The 15,138-nt window shown below is 66.9% G+C and carries 14 protein-coding genes; 8 read left to right on the top strand and 6 right to left on the bottom strand.

The features are described from left to right. Nucleotides 1-47 precede the first annotated feature (47 nt). The 8 genes from ACOI2T_RS22670 to ACOI2T_RS22635 all read left to right on the top strand — a co-directional run bounded on the left by ACOI2T_RS22670 (nt 48) and on the right by ACOI2T_RS22635 (nt 8,392). Entirely contained in the window at nt 48-1,232 is a 1,185-nt protein-coding gene (locus tag ACOI2T_RS22670; RefSeq protein WP_409503639.1) for an FtsX-like permease family protein, read from the top strand. Nucleotides 1,233-1,234: 2 nt separating this feature from the next. Beyond that, complete coding sequence (locus tag ACOI2T_RS22665) at nt 1,235-1,801, top strand: FtsX-like permease family protein (protein WP_067852292.1); 567 nt, start codon at nt 1,235-1,237, stop codon at nt 1,799-1,801. Nucleotides 1,802-1,803: 2 nt separating this feature from the next. Next, entirely contained in the window at nt 1,804-2,523 is a 720-nt protein-coding gene (locus tag ACOI2T_RS22660; RefSeq protein ID WP_409503638.1) for an ABC transporter ATP-binding protein, read from the top strand. A 24-nt stretch (nt 2,524-2,547) separates the two neighbouring features. Further along, the gene (locus ACOI2T_RS22655) at nt 2,548-4,095 is read left to right on the top strand and encodes an APC family permease (RefSeq protein ID WP_409503637.1); all 1,548 of its coding nucleotides are present in this window, start codon (nt 2,548-2,550) and stop codon (nt 4,093-4,095) included. Then, complete coding sequence (locus ACOI2T_RS22650; protein WP_067852296.1) at nt 4,092-6,062, top strand: primary-amine oxidase; 1,971 nt, start codon at nt 4,092-4,094, stop codon at nt 6,060-6,062. Before ACOI2T_RS22655 ends, ACOI2T_RS22650 begins: the two co-directional genes overlap by 4 nt. Nucleotides 6,063-6,179: 117 nt before the next feature. Further along, complete coding sequence (locus tag ACOI2T_RS22645; protein WP_110775330.1) at nt 6,180-6,728, top strand: hypothetical protein; 549 nt, start codon at nt 6,180-6,182, stop codon at nt 6,726-6,728. Next, entirely contained in the window at nt 6,729-7,892 is a 1,164-nt protein-coding gene (locus tag ACOI2T_RS22640) for a glutathionylspermidine synthase family protein (RefSeq protein ID WP_409503636.1), read from the top strand. Nucleotides 7,893-7,936: 44 nt separating this feature from the next. Further along, nucleotides 7,937-8,392: a DUF350 domain-containing protein gene (locus ACOI2T_RS22635; protein ID WP_067852307.1), complete on the top strand. Its 456-nt coding sequence runs from the start codon at nt 7,937-7,939 to the stop codon at nt 8,390-8,392. Between the two features lie 67 nt (nt 8,393-8,459). Here ACOI2T_RS22635 and ACOI2T_RS22630 read toward each other — a convergent pair whose 3' ends face one another. From ACOI2T_RS22630 to ACOI2T_RS22605, 6 genes are read right to left on the bottom strand one after another with little or no spacing between them, the layout of a single operon-like run. Next, entirely contained in the window at nt 8,460-9,584 is a 1,125-nt protein-coding gene (locus ACOI2T_RS22630) for a glycerate kinase (RefSeq protein ID WP_409503635.1), read from the bottom strand. Between the two features lie 6 nt (nt 9,585-9,590). Further along, a complete protein-coding gene (locus tag ACOI2T_RS22625) occupies nt 9,591-10,544 on the bottom strand; it encodes a 2-hydroxyacid dehydrogenase (RefSeq protein WP_409503634.1) in 954 nt (317 codons plus the stop codon). After that, entirely contained in the window at nt 10,541-12,034 is a 1,494-nt protein-coding gene (locus tag ACOI2T_RS22620) for a xylulokinase (protein ID WP_409503633.1), read from the bottom strand. The genes ACOI2T_RS22625 and ACOI2T_RS22620 overlap by 4 nt, the downstream gene beginning before the upstream one ends. 7 nt (nt 12,035-12,041) lie before the next feature. Continuing rightward, a complete protein-coding gene (locus ACOI2T_RS22615; protein WP_067852315.1) occupies nt 12,042-12,884 on the bottom strand; it encodes a class I fructose-bisphosphate aldolase in 843 nt (280 codons plus the stop codon). 42 nt (nt 12,885-12,926) lie between these two features. After that, entirely contained in the window at nt 12,927-14,015 is a 1,089-nt protein-coding gene (locus ACOI2T_RS22610; protein WP_409503632.1) for an alcohol dehydrogenase catalytic domain-containing protein, read from the bottom strand. After that, nucleotides 14,012-14,905: a DeoR/GlpR family DNA-binding transcription regulator gene (locus ACOI2T_RS22605; RefSeq protein ID WP_421874365.1), complete on the bottom strand. Its 894-nt coding sequence runs from the start codon at nt 14,903-14,905 to the stop codon at nt 14,012-14,014. Before ACOI2T_RS22605 ends, ACOI2T_RS22610 begins: the two co-directional genes overlap by 4 nt. Nucleotides 14,906-15,138: the final 233 nt, after the last annotated feature.

Here is a 15,138-nt window from a genome sequence, read left to right as displayed (position 1 = left end):
TGGGCGCTGTTAACTCCCGCGACACCGTGAACTGCTGCGGGCGAAACATGTGGCTCGCAGCATCGCTCATTGTGGAAACGGCTACTTCGGCCCGCCGATCGCCGGAGATCGCAACGACGACCGGCAACACCTTCGGGTGTCTGATCCGGTTCGCGCTGGCGAACATTCGCCGCCGGCCGGAACGGTTCGTGTTGTCGGTGCTCGGCATCGCCTTGGCGATCGCGTGCGTGACGGTTGTCCGGACCATCTCGTCGAGCTTCGCCATCACCGGCGCCGATTCGGTCACCGATGTTCTCGGCGGTGCGCAGCTGTGGGCCGTGCCCGCGGCCGGCGTGCACTACGACAGCGATGTTCAGGCGCTCGTGGCTGACGGCCCGGCGCCGACGATCACCGCGCCCGACGGATGGCGTGCGGTGCAGACCCAGTCCGGTGTCGCGATGGTCGGCGACACCAGCGTGTCGCTGCGCGGCACCGACGAAACACCTTCCGGCCAAGCATATTTGGGTACCGGACTGGCGGACCGGCTGGGTGTCGCCTCCGGCGACGTGATAGATCTCGGCGGCCGGTCACTCACGGTGAACGTCGCGGGCGCCGGTCAGTCGATGACCGTGTCCTCGGCGCTGGCGCGATCCCTGGTGGGTGACCACGGGTGGTGGACGGTCTATGCGCCTGCCGGTGAAGAACACAGTCGTGAGCTGGCCAAGACGTTCGGTGCGGCCGTCGGTCTGCCATCCACCGCCGACCCATCGGTACGGCCCGAGGCCGGTGGCTCCGGCCTGATCTACGACACCGTGGGCGGATCGGGTCCGCTGACGTTCGAGCAGAAGTTCTCGGCGCTGTTCTCGGGCAAGGTCACGAGCTCGACCCTCGGTCTGATCTCGACCGTCGGGCTCGTGCTCGGCTTCGTCATCGCGGTGTCGTCGTTCCTCGCCGCGGTGGCCGAACGCAAACGCGAGTTCGGCATCATGAGCAGCATCGGCCTGGCCGACGAGGTGCTCTACTTCTTCCTGGTCGAGTCGGCGATGGTGTTCGTGGTCGCCTATGTGGTCGGTGTCGTCGGCGCGGGTGTTGCGGTGGCGCTGGTGATTCCGGGTATCGCGACGCCGACCGCCTGGGCCCAGGCCGCGGCCATGGTGGCGGCAATTCTGCCGGCGATGGCGATAGTCGGTGCGCTCGTACCGGTGCACCGGTTGTTGCAGCAGCGTCCGGTCGACCTCCTCGGGGCGAGGTGACGATGATCAGCAAAGGCCTGTCCTACGGTGTGCTGTCCGCGCGCCGCCGGATCCGCGAAATGGTGTTGCCGGTGCTCACGACCGCCACCGGAGCGTTTCTGGTGGTGCTGGTGTTCGGGATGATGTCGGGAATCCGTTCGCAGTCGGCGGCTTTGGGCCACGCCGACGATATCAATCGAGCCGTGATCCTGATCGCTGTGACCGTCCTGCTCGTCGGCGTGGTCGAGGTGGCGGTCGCCACCACCAGGACGGTCGCGCACCGCACCCGCGAACTGGGGGTGCTCGGCGCCAACGGCATCCCGCGCGGCCCCGTGGTGGCGGCGCTTCTCGTCGAACCTGTTGTCGCGGCAATCCTGGGTGCGCTGCTCGGCGCTGCGCTGGCTGCGGGCACCGGAATCGTGGCGGCACTGGCCGGTTTCGCACCGACGGGTGTCTCGTACGTCGGACTGGGGCTCGGCGCATTGCTCGCCGTCGGCGTGAGCATCGTCGCCGCCGTCGCCACCAGCATCGTCCCCACGTGGAACGCCGCATCGCGTCCACCCATCCGATCCCTGACCGCGGGAGGCTGACAATGACTGCACTGGACGACGCTCCGACGACGGCATCAGCCGACGTCAAGAAACCGGTCATCGAGATCAGCGATGTCTGGAAGCTGCACAAGCTCGGCGACGAGGTCGTCAAGGCGCTCGTGGCGACCGAACTGCAGGTCATGCCAGGCGAATTCGTGTGTCTGATGGGGCCGAGCGGAAGCGGCAAGTCCACGCTGCTCAACATCATGGGTGGGCTGGACCGGCCTACCAAGGGCACGGTGAGGATCGGCGGTCGTGACACCGCGCAACTGACCGAGAGCCAGTTCGCCGCGCTGCGGCACGACACCATCGGGTTCATCTTCCAGAGCTACAACCTGATCCCGTTCCTGTCGGCGGTCGAGAACGTAGAACTCCCGCTGATGTTCGAACCCTATGACCGTAAGTCGTTGCGTAAACGGGCGATCGAATTGCTGGAGATGGTTGGGCTGAGTCATCGCGTACATCACCAGCCGACGAAAATGTCGGGCGGGGAACAACAGCGGACGGCGATCGCACGGTCGCTGATCAGCAGCCCGACCCTCGTCCTCGCCGACGAGCCGACGGCCAATCTCGACCACCGCACGGGGGAGACGGTGGTGCGCATGCTGCGCGACCTGTGCTCGACGATGGGCGTCACGGTCGTCGCGAGCACCCACGACCCCACGGTGGCCGACGAAGCGAGCCGTGTCGTCCGGATGCGAGACGGACAAATCATCAATTGACTCAAAGGCTTTGGGAGATTAGCGATGACCCAAGAATTAGAGGCTGCGTCACCGTCGGGCCCTGACACCAACGGGGCGGCCGGCATGGCCGAGCGTGACAAACTCATGACCACCGAGCTCGTGCCTGAGCAGATCCTGCCCAAGGTCATGAGCACGTTCGGCCTGACGGCGGCCTACGTGTTCATCATCTGCTGGGTCACCGGATCCTCGGTGATGGCAGGCGGTGGCTGGACGGCGATCCCGATGTGGGTGCTGGGCATTCTCACCTTCCTGATTCCGGCGGGTATGGCCGTGGTCGAACTTGGCAATCTCTGGCCCGGCCAAGGTGGGGTGTACATCTGGGCGACCCGGACGATGGGCGAAACCTGGGGTTTCATCGGCGGTTACCTGTCGTGGGTGCCGGTGATCCTCAACGCTGCGTCGTCGCCCGCGGTGGTGCTGCAGTTCCTGCTCTTGGCATTTCACGCCGAACTCGGCCTGACGACGAGCATCATCCTGCAGCTGGTGATTCTCTGGACGGTGATCGGGCTGGCGCTCGCGAAACTCGCCGCGAACCAGAAGATCATGAACGTCGTCTTCGTCGTGTACGGCATCCTCTCGCTGACGATCTTCATCTCCGGTCTGCTGTTCGCGGTAAACAACGGCTCGGCCACACCGTTCAGCTGGGCCGAGGCGACGATTCCGAACTTCGCGGTTGCCGGCTTCCTGTACGGCACGGTGCTGCTGTACCTGCTCGGCGTCGAGACGCCGTACAACATGGGCGCCGAGTTCCTCTCGGTGCGCAAGAGCGGTCCGCGGATGATCCTGTGGGGTTCGGCCGCGCTGGTCGCGATCTATCTGCTGACCACGCTCGGCACCATGATGGCGCTGCCGGGCGACGAGATCGACCCGGTCACCGGCGTCATCGGCATGCTGGACGTCGCGGGCTTCCCCGGCCTGATGGAGGTCTGCGCGATCGTGCTGGCATTCATCATCGTCGTCGCGCTGATGACCTACCAGGTTGCCTACTCCCGGTTGATCTTCGTTTCGGGGCTCGAACGTCACCTGCCGCGCATCTTCACCCACCTGAACCCGCGTACCCGCAACCCGGTCACCGCCATCCTGATCCAGGGCGTGATCTCGTCGCTGATCCTGGTGGGGCTGTACTCGCAGAGCAGCATGGCCAACGTCACGATCTACCTGCAGGGCGGACTGTCGACGGTGTGGTTGCTGTCCGGATTCTTCTTCCTGATCCCGGTGATCGTCGCGCGCAAGAAGTACGCGGATCGCTATGCCAACGAGCAATTCTGGCGGATTCCGGGCGGCACGGTCGGGGTGTGGATCACCGTCGTCGTCGGCACGCTGGGCACCATCGGTGGTATCTACTACTCGTTCGTCACACCCTGGCTCGACGTGCCGTCGGGCACGTGGATGACGTGGGTCGGCGGCATCAGCCTCGGCATGTTCGCGCTCGGGCTCGTCGTCTACATCTTCGGACGCCGTTCGGCGCACAAGATGTCGCAGGAGGATGCGCTCGCCCATCTCGCGGTATTCGACCTCAACAAGACCGAAGCGGAGGACGTGGCCAAATGACCATGGACAGCACGGTGCTGCCTGCCGAGTCCACCGGGGATGCCACCCGGTACCCGCTCGACCCGCTGAGCGGCGCCGAGATCGAGGCGGCGGCCGCGATCATCACCGGATCCGACTATGCGACACCGACATTGAAGTTCGTCATGATCCAGCTGGCCGAGCCGGCCAAGACCGCGACGCTGACGTTCGAGGGCGCCGACGACATCCCGCGCCGCGCGTTCGTCACGATGTACGACGCCAAGCTGATCTACGAAGCCATCGTCGACCTCGATGCCCGGGTGATCGATTCGTGGACACCGGTTCCCGGGCGGTTCCCGTCCTATCTCGTCGAGCACATGACCGGTGTCGAGGAAAAGGTTCGTGAGGATCCGAGGTGGCAGGCGGCCATGCGCAAGCGCGGGGTCACCGATTTCAGTCTCGCGATGATCGACCCCTGGCCCGCCGGGTATTACGGCCCGCAGGATCATTACGACAACTCGCCGCTCATCTGCCGCCCGTTGACGTTCATGCGAACCGCCCCGTCGGAGAACGGGTATGCGCGTCCGGTCGAGGGCCTGATCGTCACGTTCGACCTGGACACGATGACCGTCGTCGACGTCGAGGATCACGGTGTCGTGGCGCTGCCGCCGAAGGGCGGCAACTATGCCGAGAAGTTCATGTTCGACCCCGACAACCGCCCCGCGTTCACAGAGTTCCGCTCCGACGTCAAGACTATCGACATCACCCAGCCCGACGGGCCGAGCTTCACCGTCGACGGGTGGAACGTCAAGTGGCAGAAGTGGTCACTGCGCGTCGGGTTCAACCCTCGCGAGGGCCTGGTCCTGCACGAGCTCACGTATGACGACCGCGGCACGGTGCGGCCCATCATGTACCGTGCGGCGCTGTCGGAAATGGTGGTGCCGTACGGTGACTCGTCACCGACACACTGGAACAAGAACGTCTTCGACATGGGCGAGGTCGGCATGGGGTTCTCGGCCAATCCGCTGACCCTGGGCTGTGACTGTCTCGGTGAGATCTACTATTTCGACGGCACGGTCAACGATTCGAGCGGCAACGCGGTCACGATCCCGAACGCGATCTGCATGCACGAAGAAGACTTCGGGATCTCGTGGAAACACACCGATTTCCGGACCGGCGAGGTCGAGGTCCGGCGGTCCCGGCGCCTGGTCATCTCGATGATCTGCACCGTCGGGAACTACGAGTACGGGTTCTTCTGGTACCTCTACAACGACGCGTCCATCGAGATGGAGGTCAAACTCACGGGCGTCCTGACCACCGGTGCCATCGCCGACGGTGAGTCCCCGCGGTGGGGGAAGATGGTCGCGCCGGGCATGTACGGGCCGAACCACCAGCACTTCTTCAACTTCCGGATGGACATGAGTGTCGACGGGCCGGGAAACAGCGTGTACGAGGTGGATTCGATTCCCGAGCCCGACCCGGCGCTCAATCCGCACCACAATGCCTGGATCACGCAGGACACCTTGGTGGCGTCGGAGTCGGAGGGGGCGCGGGACTGGGACCATGCGACGGGGCGGTACTGGAAGGTCGTCAACCCGTCGAAGCTCAACGAGTTCGGGGCGCCGGTCGCCTACAAGCTGATGCCCAAGGACATCGTGCCGGTGATGGTGCAGGAGGGATCGGTCATTTACGACCGGGCCCGGTTCGTCCAGCACAACCTCTGGGTGACCAAGTACGACCCGAAGGAGCTCTACGCGGCGGGGGACTACATGTACCAGTGCGCCGAGGCGCAAGGGCTGCCCGAGTACGTGGCCGACGACGCCCCGCTCGAGAACACCGACGTCGTCCTCTGGTATACCGTCGGCGCCCACCACGTCGTGTGCCCGGAGGACTGGCCGGTGATGCCGTGTCACTACACGGGGTTCAAACTCAAGCCGGTCGGCTTCTTCGACGGCAACCCCGCACTGGATCTGCCGCCGTCCCCGCCGGCGGCCTGCCACCACCACTGACAGCCTCGGCCGCTACCCCCGCCGTCCCGGGCAAACCGGCACATTGGTGCTGTCGTCGCGTCGGCGGGGGCTTATGCTCGTCTGCGGCAGGCGGGTGGCGCTGTGGTGGGGGTGTGAATGACTTCTGGGCCGGACAACGAGACGGGTGACCAGCGCGGCTCGATTCGCTGGCAGGAGCCGGGTAAGACCAGGCCACGGCAGCCGACCGTCGCCGAGGCCCGGCAGCGGGACAAGGCCCAGAAGGCCCGTGAGGCCGCGGCCCGATTCGCCGAGCTGCAGGAGCAGAAGGCGCGCGAGCGGTCCGCCAGGAACGGCAAGATCCTGATGGGTTCGGTCGCCGTGGTCGGTGTTGTCGGGGCCGTGGCCCTCGGCTATCACCTGTTGCACAAGGAGGAAGTCGACGCCGCGTGCGTCAAGGACGGCACCAACGAGGTGGTGCCGGACGAGTACTGCTCCAGCGGGTACAGCAGTTCGGGCGGCACGTTCATCTACGCCGGCTCGCCGTACCGCTACTACTACGGCGGCACCAACGGCGGTGTAGGGACCACCGCGCGCGGTGGAACGCTGGAGCTCCCCAAGGGCACCACGGCGAAGACGAAGTCCGGATCCTCGATCTCCCGGGGTGGCTTCGGGTCGTCGTCGAGCTACGGAAGCTCGGGTAGCTGAGTGCGGCGCCAGCGCAGTTCCCCGCGAGCCGGCTGGGAACAGATCGTCGCCGACCAGGGCATGTGTTACGGCACGCCGGCGCGTGACGCCAGTGGCGCCGACCGGCCCTACTGGGATGAATCGGTGCACTACGTATTCGACATGGACGAGGTGCTGTCGATCGAGGCGTCGGTCGAGGTGCTGCACTCGATGTGTCTGGAAGCCGTCGAGCAAGTCGTGCTGACCGAGCGTTACCGTGACTTCGGGCTCCCCGAATGGAGTTGGGAGCACATCGAAAAGTCTTGGCGGCGAAGCGATCCGCATCTGTACGGGCGGTTCGACCTGCGCTACGACGGCCGCAGGCCGCCGGTTCTGCTCGAATACAACGCCGATACGCCCACCACGCTGCTGGAAGCCGCGATTCTGCAGTGGCACTGGAAAACCGATGTGTTTCCCGACGACGATCAGTGGAACTCGCTGCATGAACGCCTGGTGGCACGGTGGGCCGAGATCCGCGATCGCCTTCCGGGCTCCGAAACCCACTTCACCTGGTCGGGAGCCGAGATGACCGGCGAGGACAACGTGACGGTGGCCTACCTTCAGGAGTGCGCCGCCGAGGCCGGCCTGCACACGGTGGGGCTGGCGATCGAGGACATCGGGTTCGACGAGGACCTCAACCGGTTCGTCGATCTAGAGGAAGCGCCGATGGCGTCGGTCTTCAAGCTCTACCCCTGGGAATGGATGCTCGACGACGACTTCGGCCGCCATGCCGTCGAGCAGCTGCCGACCACCATGTGGGTCGAACCGTTGTGGAAGACCCTGCTGAGCAACAAGGCGATCCTGGCGATCCTGTGGGAGATGTACCCGGGCCATCCCAACCTCTTGCCCGCCTACGTCGACGATCCCCATGAACTGACCGAATACGTGCGCAAGCCGAAACTCGGACGCGAAGGCGCCAACATCACCATCGTCGGTGCGGGATACGAAACCGAGACCGGCGGCGTGTACGGCGAAGAGGGGTACGTGTACCAGCTGCTGGACCCGCTGCCGCAGTTCGACGACATGCGCCCGGCCCTCGGGGCCTGGATCGTCGGCGATGAATCGGCGGGCCTCGGGATCCGCGAGACCTCGGGTTTCGTCACCGACAACGGCGCCGCCTTTGTGCCACACCGTATTCCGCTGTGACCTCCCACTGTGACCTCCCACTGTTCCCTCGGAAGGATCAACCTGTGACCACAACCACCGTCGCGCTCAGTTCCGACTACTGGTCGATCCTCGGCCACGGCGTCTCGGCGATCGTGCTGTACACCATCGTCGGCATCGCCCTGATGGTTCTCGGGTTCTACGTGATCGACTGGACCACGCCGGGACCGCTGCGGGTACTGGTCCAGGCCGGCCGCCCCAACGCCGCGGCGGTCGCCGCGTCGGGTGTGCTGTCGATGGCGATCATCATCGTCCTCGCGATCTACGCGTCATCGGGTGATCTGATCCAGGGCCTCATCATGACGCTCGTGTTCGGGCTCTTGGGCATTGCGGCGCAAGCGTTTTCGGTACGGCTGATCGGCGCGATCAAGGGCATCGACATGGGCCGGGTGCTCGCGCAGGAGACGTTCACGCCCGAGGTGCTGGTGATCACGGCCGCCTACCTCGCCTTCGGGCTGATCGTCGCGGCGGCGATCCTCTAGCCGACGAGCAGACGCGGGGGTACCCAATTTTCATGCGCACGGGGTACCCGAGCGTCTGCTCGCGGAGTCAGGCGATCGCGCGGCACACCTCGGCGGCGGCGCGGGTCAGCGACGCCGGCCCCTCGCGCAGTGCCTGTTCGAGGGGCGTACCCGGCACGGTGATCGCGACAAGCCGGTCCACACCGTTGTCCAGCAGAACACCGGCATCGTCGCCGACTCGGCCCGCGAAGATCACCACGCGGGCACCGGCGCGGCAGGCGACCTCGGCCACTCCGAACGGGGTCTTGCCGAGCATGGTCTGCGCGTCGACGCTGCCTTCGCCGGTGAAGACCCAGTCCGCGCCTGCGACGGATTTTTCCAGACCCACGGTTTCGGCGATCACCTGCACACCCGGATCGCATTCGGCGTCAAGGTATTCAAGCAGCGCGAAGCCGAGGCCGCCCGCGGCGCCTGCGCCGGGGGTTTCAGGCCGAGCACGCCCAAGGGTCGTCTCGGTCACTTCGGAAAACCGCGTCAGTGCCGCCTCGAGAACCTCGACGTCGGCGGGTGTTGCGCCCTTCTGCGGTCCGAAAACCGCGCTGGCACCGCCTGTTCCGAGCAGCGGGGCAGTGACGTCCGACGCGATCCTGATCCGGACGTCGGCGAGCCGGGCGTCGAGTCCGGTGAGGTCGATGCGATCCAGCCGGGCGAGCGCGGCGCCACCGGGCGGCAACGGTGCGCCGTCCGCATCGGCGAGCACAGCGCCGAGCGCGGAGAGCATGCCCGCGCCGCCGTCGTTGGTGGCCGACCCGCCCAACCCGATCAGCAGTTCGGCGGCGCCGTGGTCCAATGCGTTCGCGATCAGCTGGCCGACGCCGAAAGTGCTGGCCCGCAACACATCCCGATCAGACGGTGCCACGAGCTCCAGGCCCGAGGCCGTGGCCATCTCGACGACGGCGAGCTTTCGGTCGGGTATATAGCCGTACTTCGCCTGCACCGGCCTGCCGAGCGGATCGGACACCTCGACCGTGATGTGCTCGCCGGCAAGGGCGTCGACCACGGCATCGGCCGTGCCTTCACCGCCGTCGGCCATCGGCACTCCGACGCACTCGGCATCGGGCAGTACCGACAGAATTCCTTCGCGCATGGCGGAAACCGCTTGCGACGCGGTCATCGACTCCTTGAAGGAGTCCGGGGCGAGAACGATTTTCATCCGGTGCTATCGAACAGGGGTAAGCGCCGGTTTCCCGGCGAGAACCGCGGCGGCATTGTCGACTGCGAGGATACCCATCGCGTCTCGTGTCGCCTCGCCCGCACTGGCGATGTGTGGAGTGAGCACGAGGTTCGGCGTATCGAGCAGCGCCGGGTCGACGTCGGGTTCGTTTTCGAAGACGTCGAGCGCGGCGCCGCGGAGCCGGTTTTCGTGCAGAGCCGCCATCAGAGCCGATTCGTCGACCACTCCGCCCCGCGCGGTGTTGATCAGGTAGGCGGTCGGTTTCATCTTCGCCAGGGCGTCCGCGTCGATCAGATGGCGGGTCTGCGGCGTCAGCGGGGTGAGCACACTCAGCACGTCACTTTCGGCGAGCAGCGTGTCGGTGTCGACGAACCGGACACCGTCCTCCTCGGTGCCGGGCTGTCGGCTGCGTGCGGTGGCCAGCACTGTCATGTCGAAGGCTTGTGCGCGCTTCGCGACGGCCTTGCCGATCCGGCCGTAGCCCAGGATGCCGAGGGTGGCACCGGCGCTGACGTCGAGCCCCACGAGCATGCGGGGCCCCCACACCCATTCCCGGCGGGACCGCAGAAATCGGTCGCCGTCGACCACGCGGCGCGTCGCGGCCAAGATCAGCGCGAACGTGTGGTCGGCGGTGGCCCGGTCGAGCACCCCTGGCGTGTTGGTGACCGTGACGCCGGCCGCCGTTGCGGCGGGTACGTCGATGTTGTCGTAACCGACGGCGACGTTGGCCACGACCTTGAGCTGGTCACCTGCCGTGGCGAGCAGCGCGGCATCGATCCGTTCGGTCAGCGTGACGACGGCCGCGGTGGCGCCCGCGATCCCGGCCTCGAGGTCGGCCCGCCTCGGCGGTTCTTCGCCACCGACGCGCACCGGCACACCCAGTGAATCGAGATGAGCCATGGCGCGGTCGGTGAGCAGTCTCGACACGTAGATCGTCAACAGAGATTCCTTGTCTTTGCCTCGTCGAGGGTGTCGAGCGGTGCGACACCTGTGACTGTGCACCATACGTCGCGATAGCGGTCCCACCGCTCGGCCACGGCCTCGCGCCATTCGGCGCGCGGCGATACGCGACGGGTTTGCGGGGGCGTCATGACCCGACCGTCGAGGACCTCGCCGCACATGGCGGCCGCTCCGAGCGCGGGCAGGTGACTTTCGTCGACCACGAGGATGTCGCGGTCAAGGACGTCGGCGAGCAGCTGCGGCAGCGCGGGCTCGTCACCGAACGCGCCGCTGACGTAGAGGGTGCGCTGGTCGGCGCCGACGCACGACTCGATGATCATGCGGTCGGCGAACAGGACGCCTTCGACCACGCCCCGGGCCGCGACGGGCGCAGGCGTTTGCGCATCGAGGCCAACGAGCGCCGTTCGCGGTTCGTCGAACCACAGTGGGCCGCGCTCCGGCCGGGTGTGCGGGATGAATACCGGAGCGTCCGCGTCGGCCGGGCCGGCTTTGAATGCGGCCGTGACGAGGCGGGCGACTGCCGCGTCGCCCGTGCCGAATCCGAGCCTCGCGGCGCCGTCGGCCAGCGCGTCGCCGCCGTTGATCACCCCGTTGATGAGCCATTGCCCGGTCCGGACGTCGGAGCGTTGCAAGGCCAACGCCCTCGGGTCGGGCTCGGCCAGCGCGTTCGACACCACATGGGTGGTGCCCATGATGAACAGCGGTCGGCCGCCCGGTGCGGCGCCCAGAGCGTACGAGGCGGCGGGAGTGTCGCCCGAGCCCACGAGCACCGGAATGCCGTGGGGGAGCCCGAGGATTTCCGACGCGCCGCGGGTGAGCAGGCCCAGCACGCTCAACGACGGCTTGATCGGCGGCAGCTGGTGTGCCGGCACGCCGAAGCGGGCCAGGACGTCGGTCAGCCAGCGGCAGCTGCCGTCTGTGCTCGACATCAGCGCGGTGTAGGAGGCCTGCGTCGGGTCGATGGCCCGTTGCCCGGTCAACCATTGGCCCAACCACGTTCCGGCGAGTCCGAATGTGGTTGCCGCGCTGAGGGCTTCGGATTCGATGGACTGCAGCAAGCGGTATGCCGCGCCCATCGCGGTCGCAGGCATCAGATGATTGCCCACGAGCCGTATTTCGTCCGGACTGAGCGCGTTGATCAGATCCGCGGTGGGGCCGGCCAAACCCGGATGGTCCCACGTGACACCGGCGGTCAGCGGCCGCCCGGACGCGTCGAGCAGTAATGCGGTGGGGCAGTGGGTGTCCAGACCGACGCCGGTGACCGCAGGGGCGTTCGTCCCGAGTGTCTCCACGACGGTCCTGACGGTGGCGATGACGCTGCTGCGCCACGCGGCCGGATCCGCCCGGCCGGGGCCGCACCCGCGCGCTGACGGGTGCGGCACCCGGGACCGGGCGAGAACCGTTCCATCCGAGTCGATTACGACGGCCTTGGTGGCCGAGGTGCCGACATCGATTCCCAGGTAGGCCACGGGAACGTCAGTCCAGCAGCTTGGCGGCGACCTCGGGCGCGTCGCCGCCGTGGATGACGGCCTTGAGCGCATTGACCATCTTCGCCGGATCCGCGGCCTGCCAGATGTTGCGGCCCGCGGTCATGCCATGACCGCCGGCCTCGACGACCGAGGCGGCCTGCTTGAGCACATCGAGCGGGCTGGGAGCCGGCGCGCCGCCCGCCGCGACGACGATCGCGGGCGTGCCCTCGACGACCTTGGCGAACTCGGCGGTCGAACCGGTGTACCAGGTCTTGACGATGTCGGTGCCGAGCTCGGCGGCGGCCCGAGAGGCGTACAGCACCGACTCGGTGGAACCTTTTCGGTCGCCCCACAATTCGCCGGACGGGTAGGCGTGGCACACCACCGGGAGACCCCAGGTGTGGGCCTCCTCGACGACCTTGGTGAGCATCTCGAACATCGCAACCTGATTCGACGATCCGGCCGAGATCCCGACGGCCACCGCGTCCGCACCGAGCCGGATCGCGTCGTGGACGGTTCCGATGGTGGCGTCGTAGGTGGGATGGAACTCCACGGAGAACATCGAGGCCTTGAGGATCCAGGGCATGGGTGTGGCGCGTCCGCCGAACAGCGGGCCCGCAAGCCCCTTGGTGATGGTGACCGCGTCGGGCTCACCGTCGGCGATGCTGTCGAAGGTCGGCCCGATGTTGGCCAGCCGCGGAGCCACACCGCGCGGCACGGCCTGATCGAGCGCGACCGTCACGGTGCGACCGTCGGCCGCGAAGAGCCGGCGCAGCCGCAACTCGCGGCCGAGCGCGGGCGTGGTGCCGGATCGGTTGATGTCGAATGCGGGTGTGAATGTCGTTGTCATACTTCGTTCTCCTTGTGTGGGGGCGTGGGGCGGGCCGGTTGCTCAGGCCCAGGGATCGACGCCGACGCGCATGTCGGCACCGGAACCGGCCAGCGCGATCGCCTCTACGGCGCGGTCCAGGGGCAGCTGCGTGCCGATCAGTTCGGCAACGGGGAGTTGCCCCGAGGCGACCATCGGCGCGACGGCGTGAAACCCGTCCAGCCGGCACGACGACGCGCCGACGATGGTCCATTCGTTGTAGTGCACATCGTTGGCCGACACCGCGAGGTCGGCGTCGGCGCCGAATCCGGCGAACACCGACACCCGGGCACCCGGCGCCAGACTGCCCAAATACGGTGTCAGCGCGTCGATCCGGCCGATGGCCATGACGAGTACGTCGATGCCGCCGTCGGTGAAGTCGTCGAGCGCGGCGGCGGTGTCGGGACCCGGCTCCAGCACCAGGTCGGCACCGAACCGGGTGGCCATCGACCGACGTCCGGCGATCGGGTCCACCGCGGCGACCTTCTCCACGCCGAAACTCTTCGCGAGGCCCGTGTGAATGAGGCCGAGGGGCCCGCAGCCGACGATCAGCGCCGTCTGGGCCTTCGACATCCCGGCGAGCTGCTGGCCGTTGTAGGCGCAGGCCACCGGTTCGATGATGGCGGCCTGCGTGGCCGGAACGCCGGGCACCGGCACGAGATTCTGTCGCGCGACGGCAGGCACGTGGACGTACTGGGACAATCCACCCGTCAGCTGGTATCCGAACGCCCGGCGGTTGCGGCAGATGTTCTCGTGACCGCGGCGGCATGCCGTGCACGAACCACACGTGACGAGCGGATAGACCGCGACCTGGTCACCCATCCCGACCCCGTCGGGCAGCGGTCCGTTGGCGTCGACGACGGTGCCGGCGAACTCGTGGCCCAGCACCGACGGGAAGGTGACGTTCTTCTGTTTGCGGCCCTCGAAGATCCGGACGTCGGTGCCGCACAACAGGGCCGCGTCGACGCGCAGCAGGACGTCGCCGGGCTGCAGCACCGGCATCGGCGAATGCTCGATGCGCATGTCGTTGGGTTGGTACAGAACCGCCTGGCGGAAGGTCTGGGACTCGGAAGTGCTTGCGATGTCGCGTGATTGCGACGTGGCGGTCGTCACGACTGGGTGCCTCTCTCGTCGGCGGTGTCGGTCAGGGCGCGCAGCGGATGCGCGAGTTCGATGTGTGCGCCGATCCGGCGCAGTTCGTCGAGGGCGGTTGCGGGGGCTTCGGATTCGGCGCCGTCGTCGGTGATGAACCGCCACTGCGCCGGGAGTTCCGACCAGTAGCTGAACTGGTCGGTTCCGAGCTTGCGGTGATCGGCGACCACGATCGTCTGTCTGGCCCGTTGCATCATCAGCGTTTTGAGCCGGCTCTGTTCGAGCGTGCGCGAGGCGACGCCGTACCGGGGGTGCACCGCGTCGGCGCCGATGAACGCATAGTCGGCGACGACCGCGCGCAACATGTGCTCGGCTTCGGCCCCGCTGATGGTCTCGTTGACCCTGCGCAGCCGGCCACCGAGCACGACCACCGAGACGTCCTCCTTGCGCATCAGGATGTTGATCGCGCCGATGCCGTTGGTGAACACCGTGAGGTCCTCGGCGTCGAGGTACCTGGCCACGAACTCGGTGGTGGTGCCTGCGTCGACGATCACGACCGCGCCGTCCGCGACGGACTCGGCGGCGAGCCGCCCGATCGCGTCCTTCTCCCGGGTGAACTCCAGGTGGCGCTGGTGGATCGACAGCTCGGTGGGCACCGTCAACGCCACGCCGCCGTAGGTTCGGGTGATATGGCGGTCCTGGTGTAGCCGGGCCAGATCACGGCGCACGGTCGCGAACGAGACGCCGAATCGTTCGGCGATCTCCTCGACGCTCAGTGAACCCGACTCGACGGTCTGCAGCAGATTCAGGATCTGCTCACGACGCTTCGCGCCACGTACATCGCGTCGGCGGACGATGCCGTCATCGCCGCCGTCGAACGGCTCGGCGTCCGGATCTGTGGGCTGTGTCACGAGCCAAACGCTACATGCGCGATGTGCGCAAGTCAACGTTAGATGCGCGAATCGCGCACATAAGCGGAGTCTAAATGTGTTGTGTGCGCGAAAACTGCGCACAAGCTCCACAGGCAACGCCTATTGACAATCGCGATGATTGGTTCAATCATGGCGATCTGACAATGTGATTGTGTCGCGCACCACAGCGCACCCGCGGCATCCCCTCACTGCAGATGAGCGAAACAATCACG

Origin of the sequence: Mycolicibacterium wolinskyi str. Jessa 2025 (genome assembly GCF_049241375.1) — a bacterium.
Taxonomy (GTDB): domain Bacteria; phylum Actinomycetota; class Actinomycetes; order Mycobacteriales; family Mycobacteriaceae; genus Mycobacterium; species Mycobacterium wolinskyi.
This window is presented reverse-complemented; position numbering and strand designations above follow the sequence as displayed.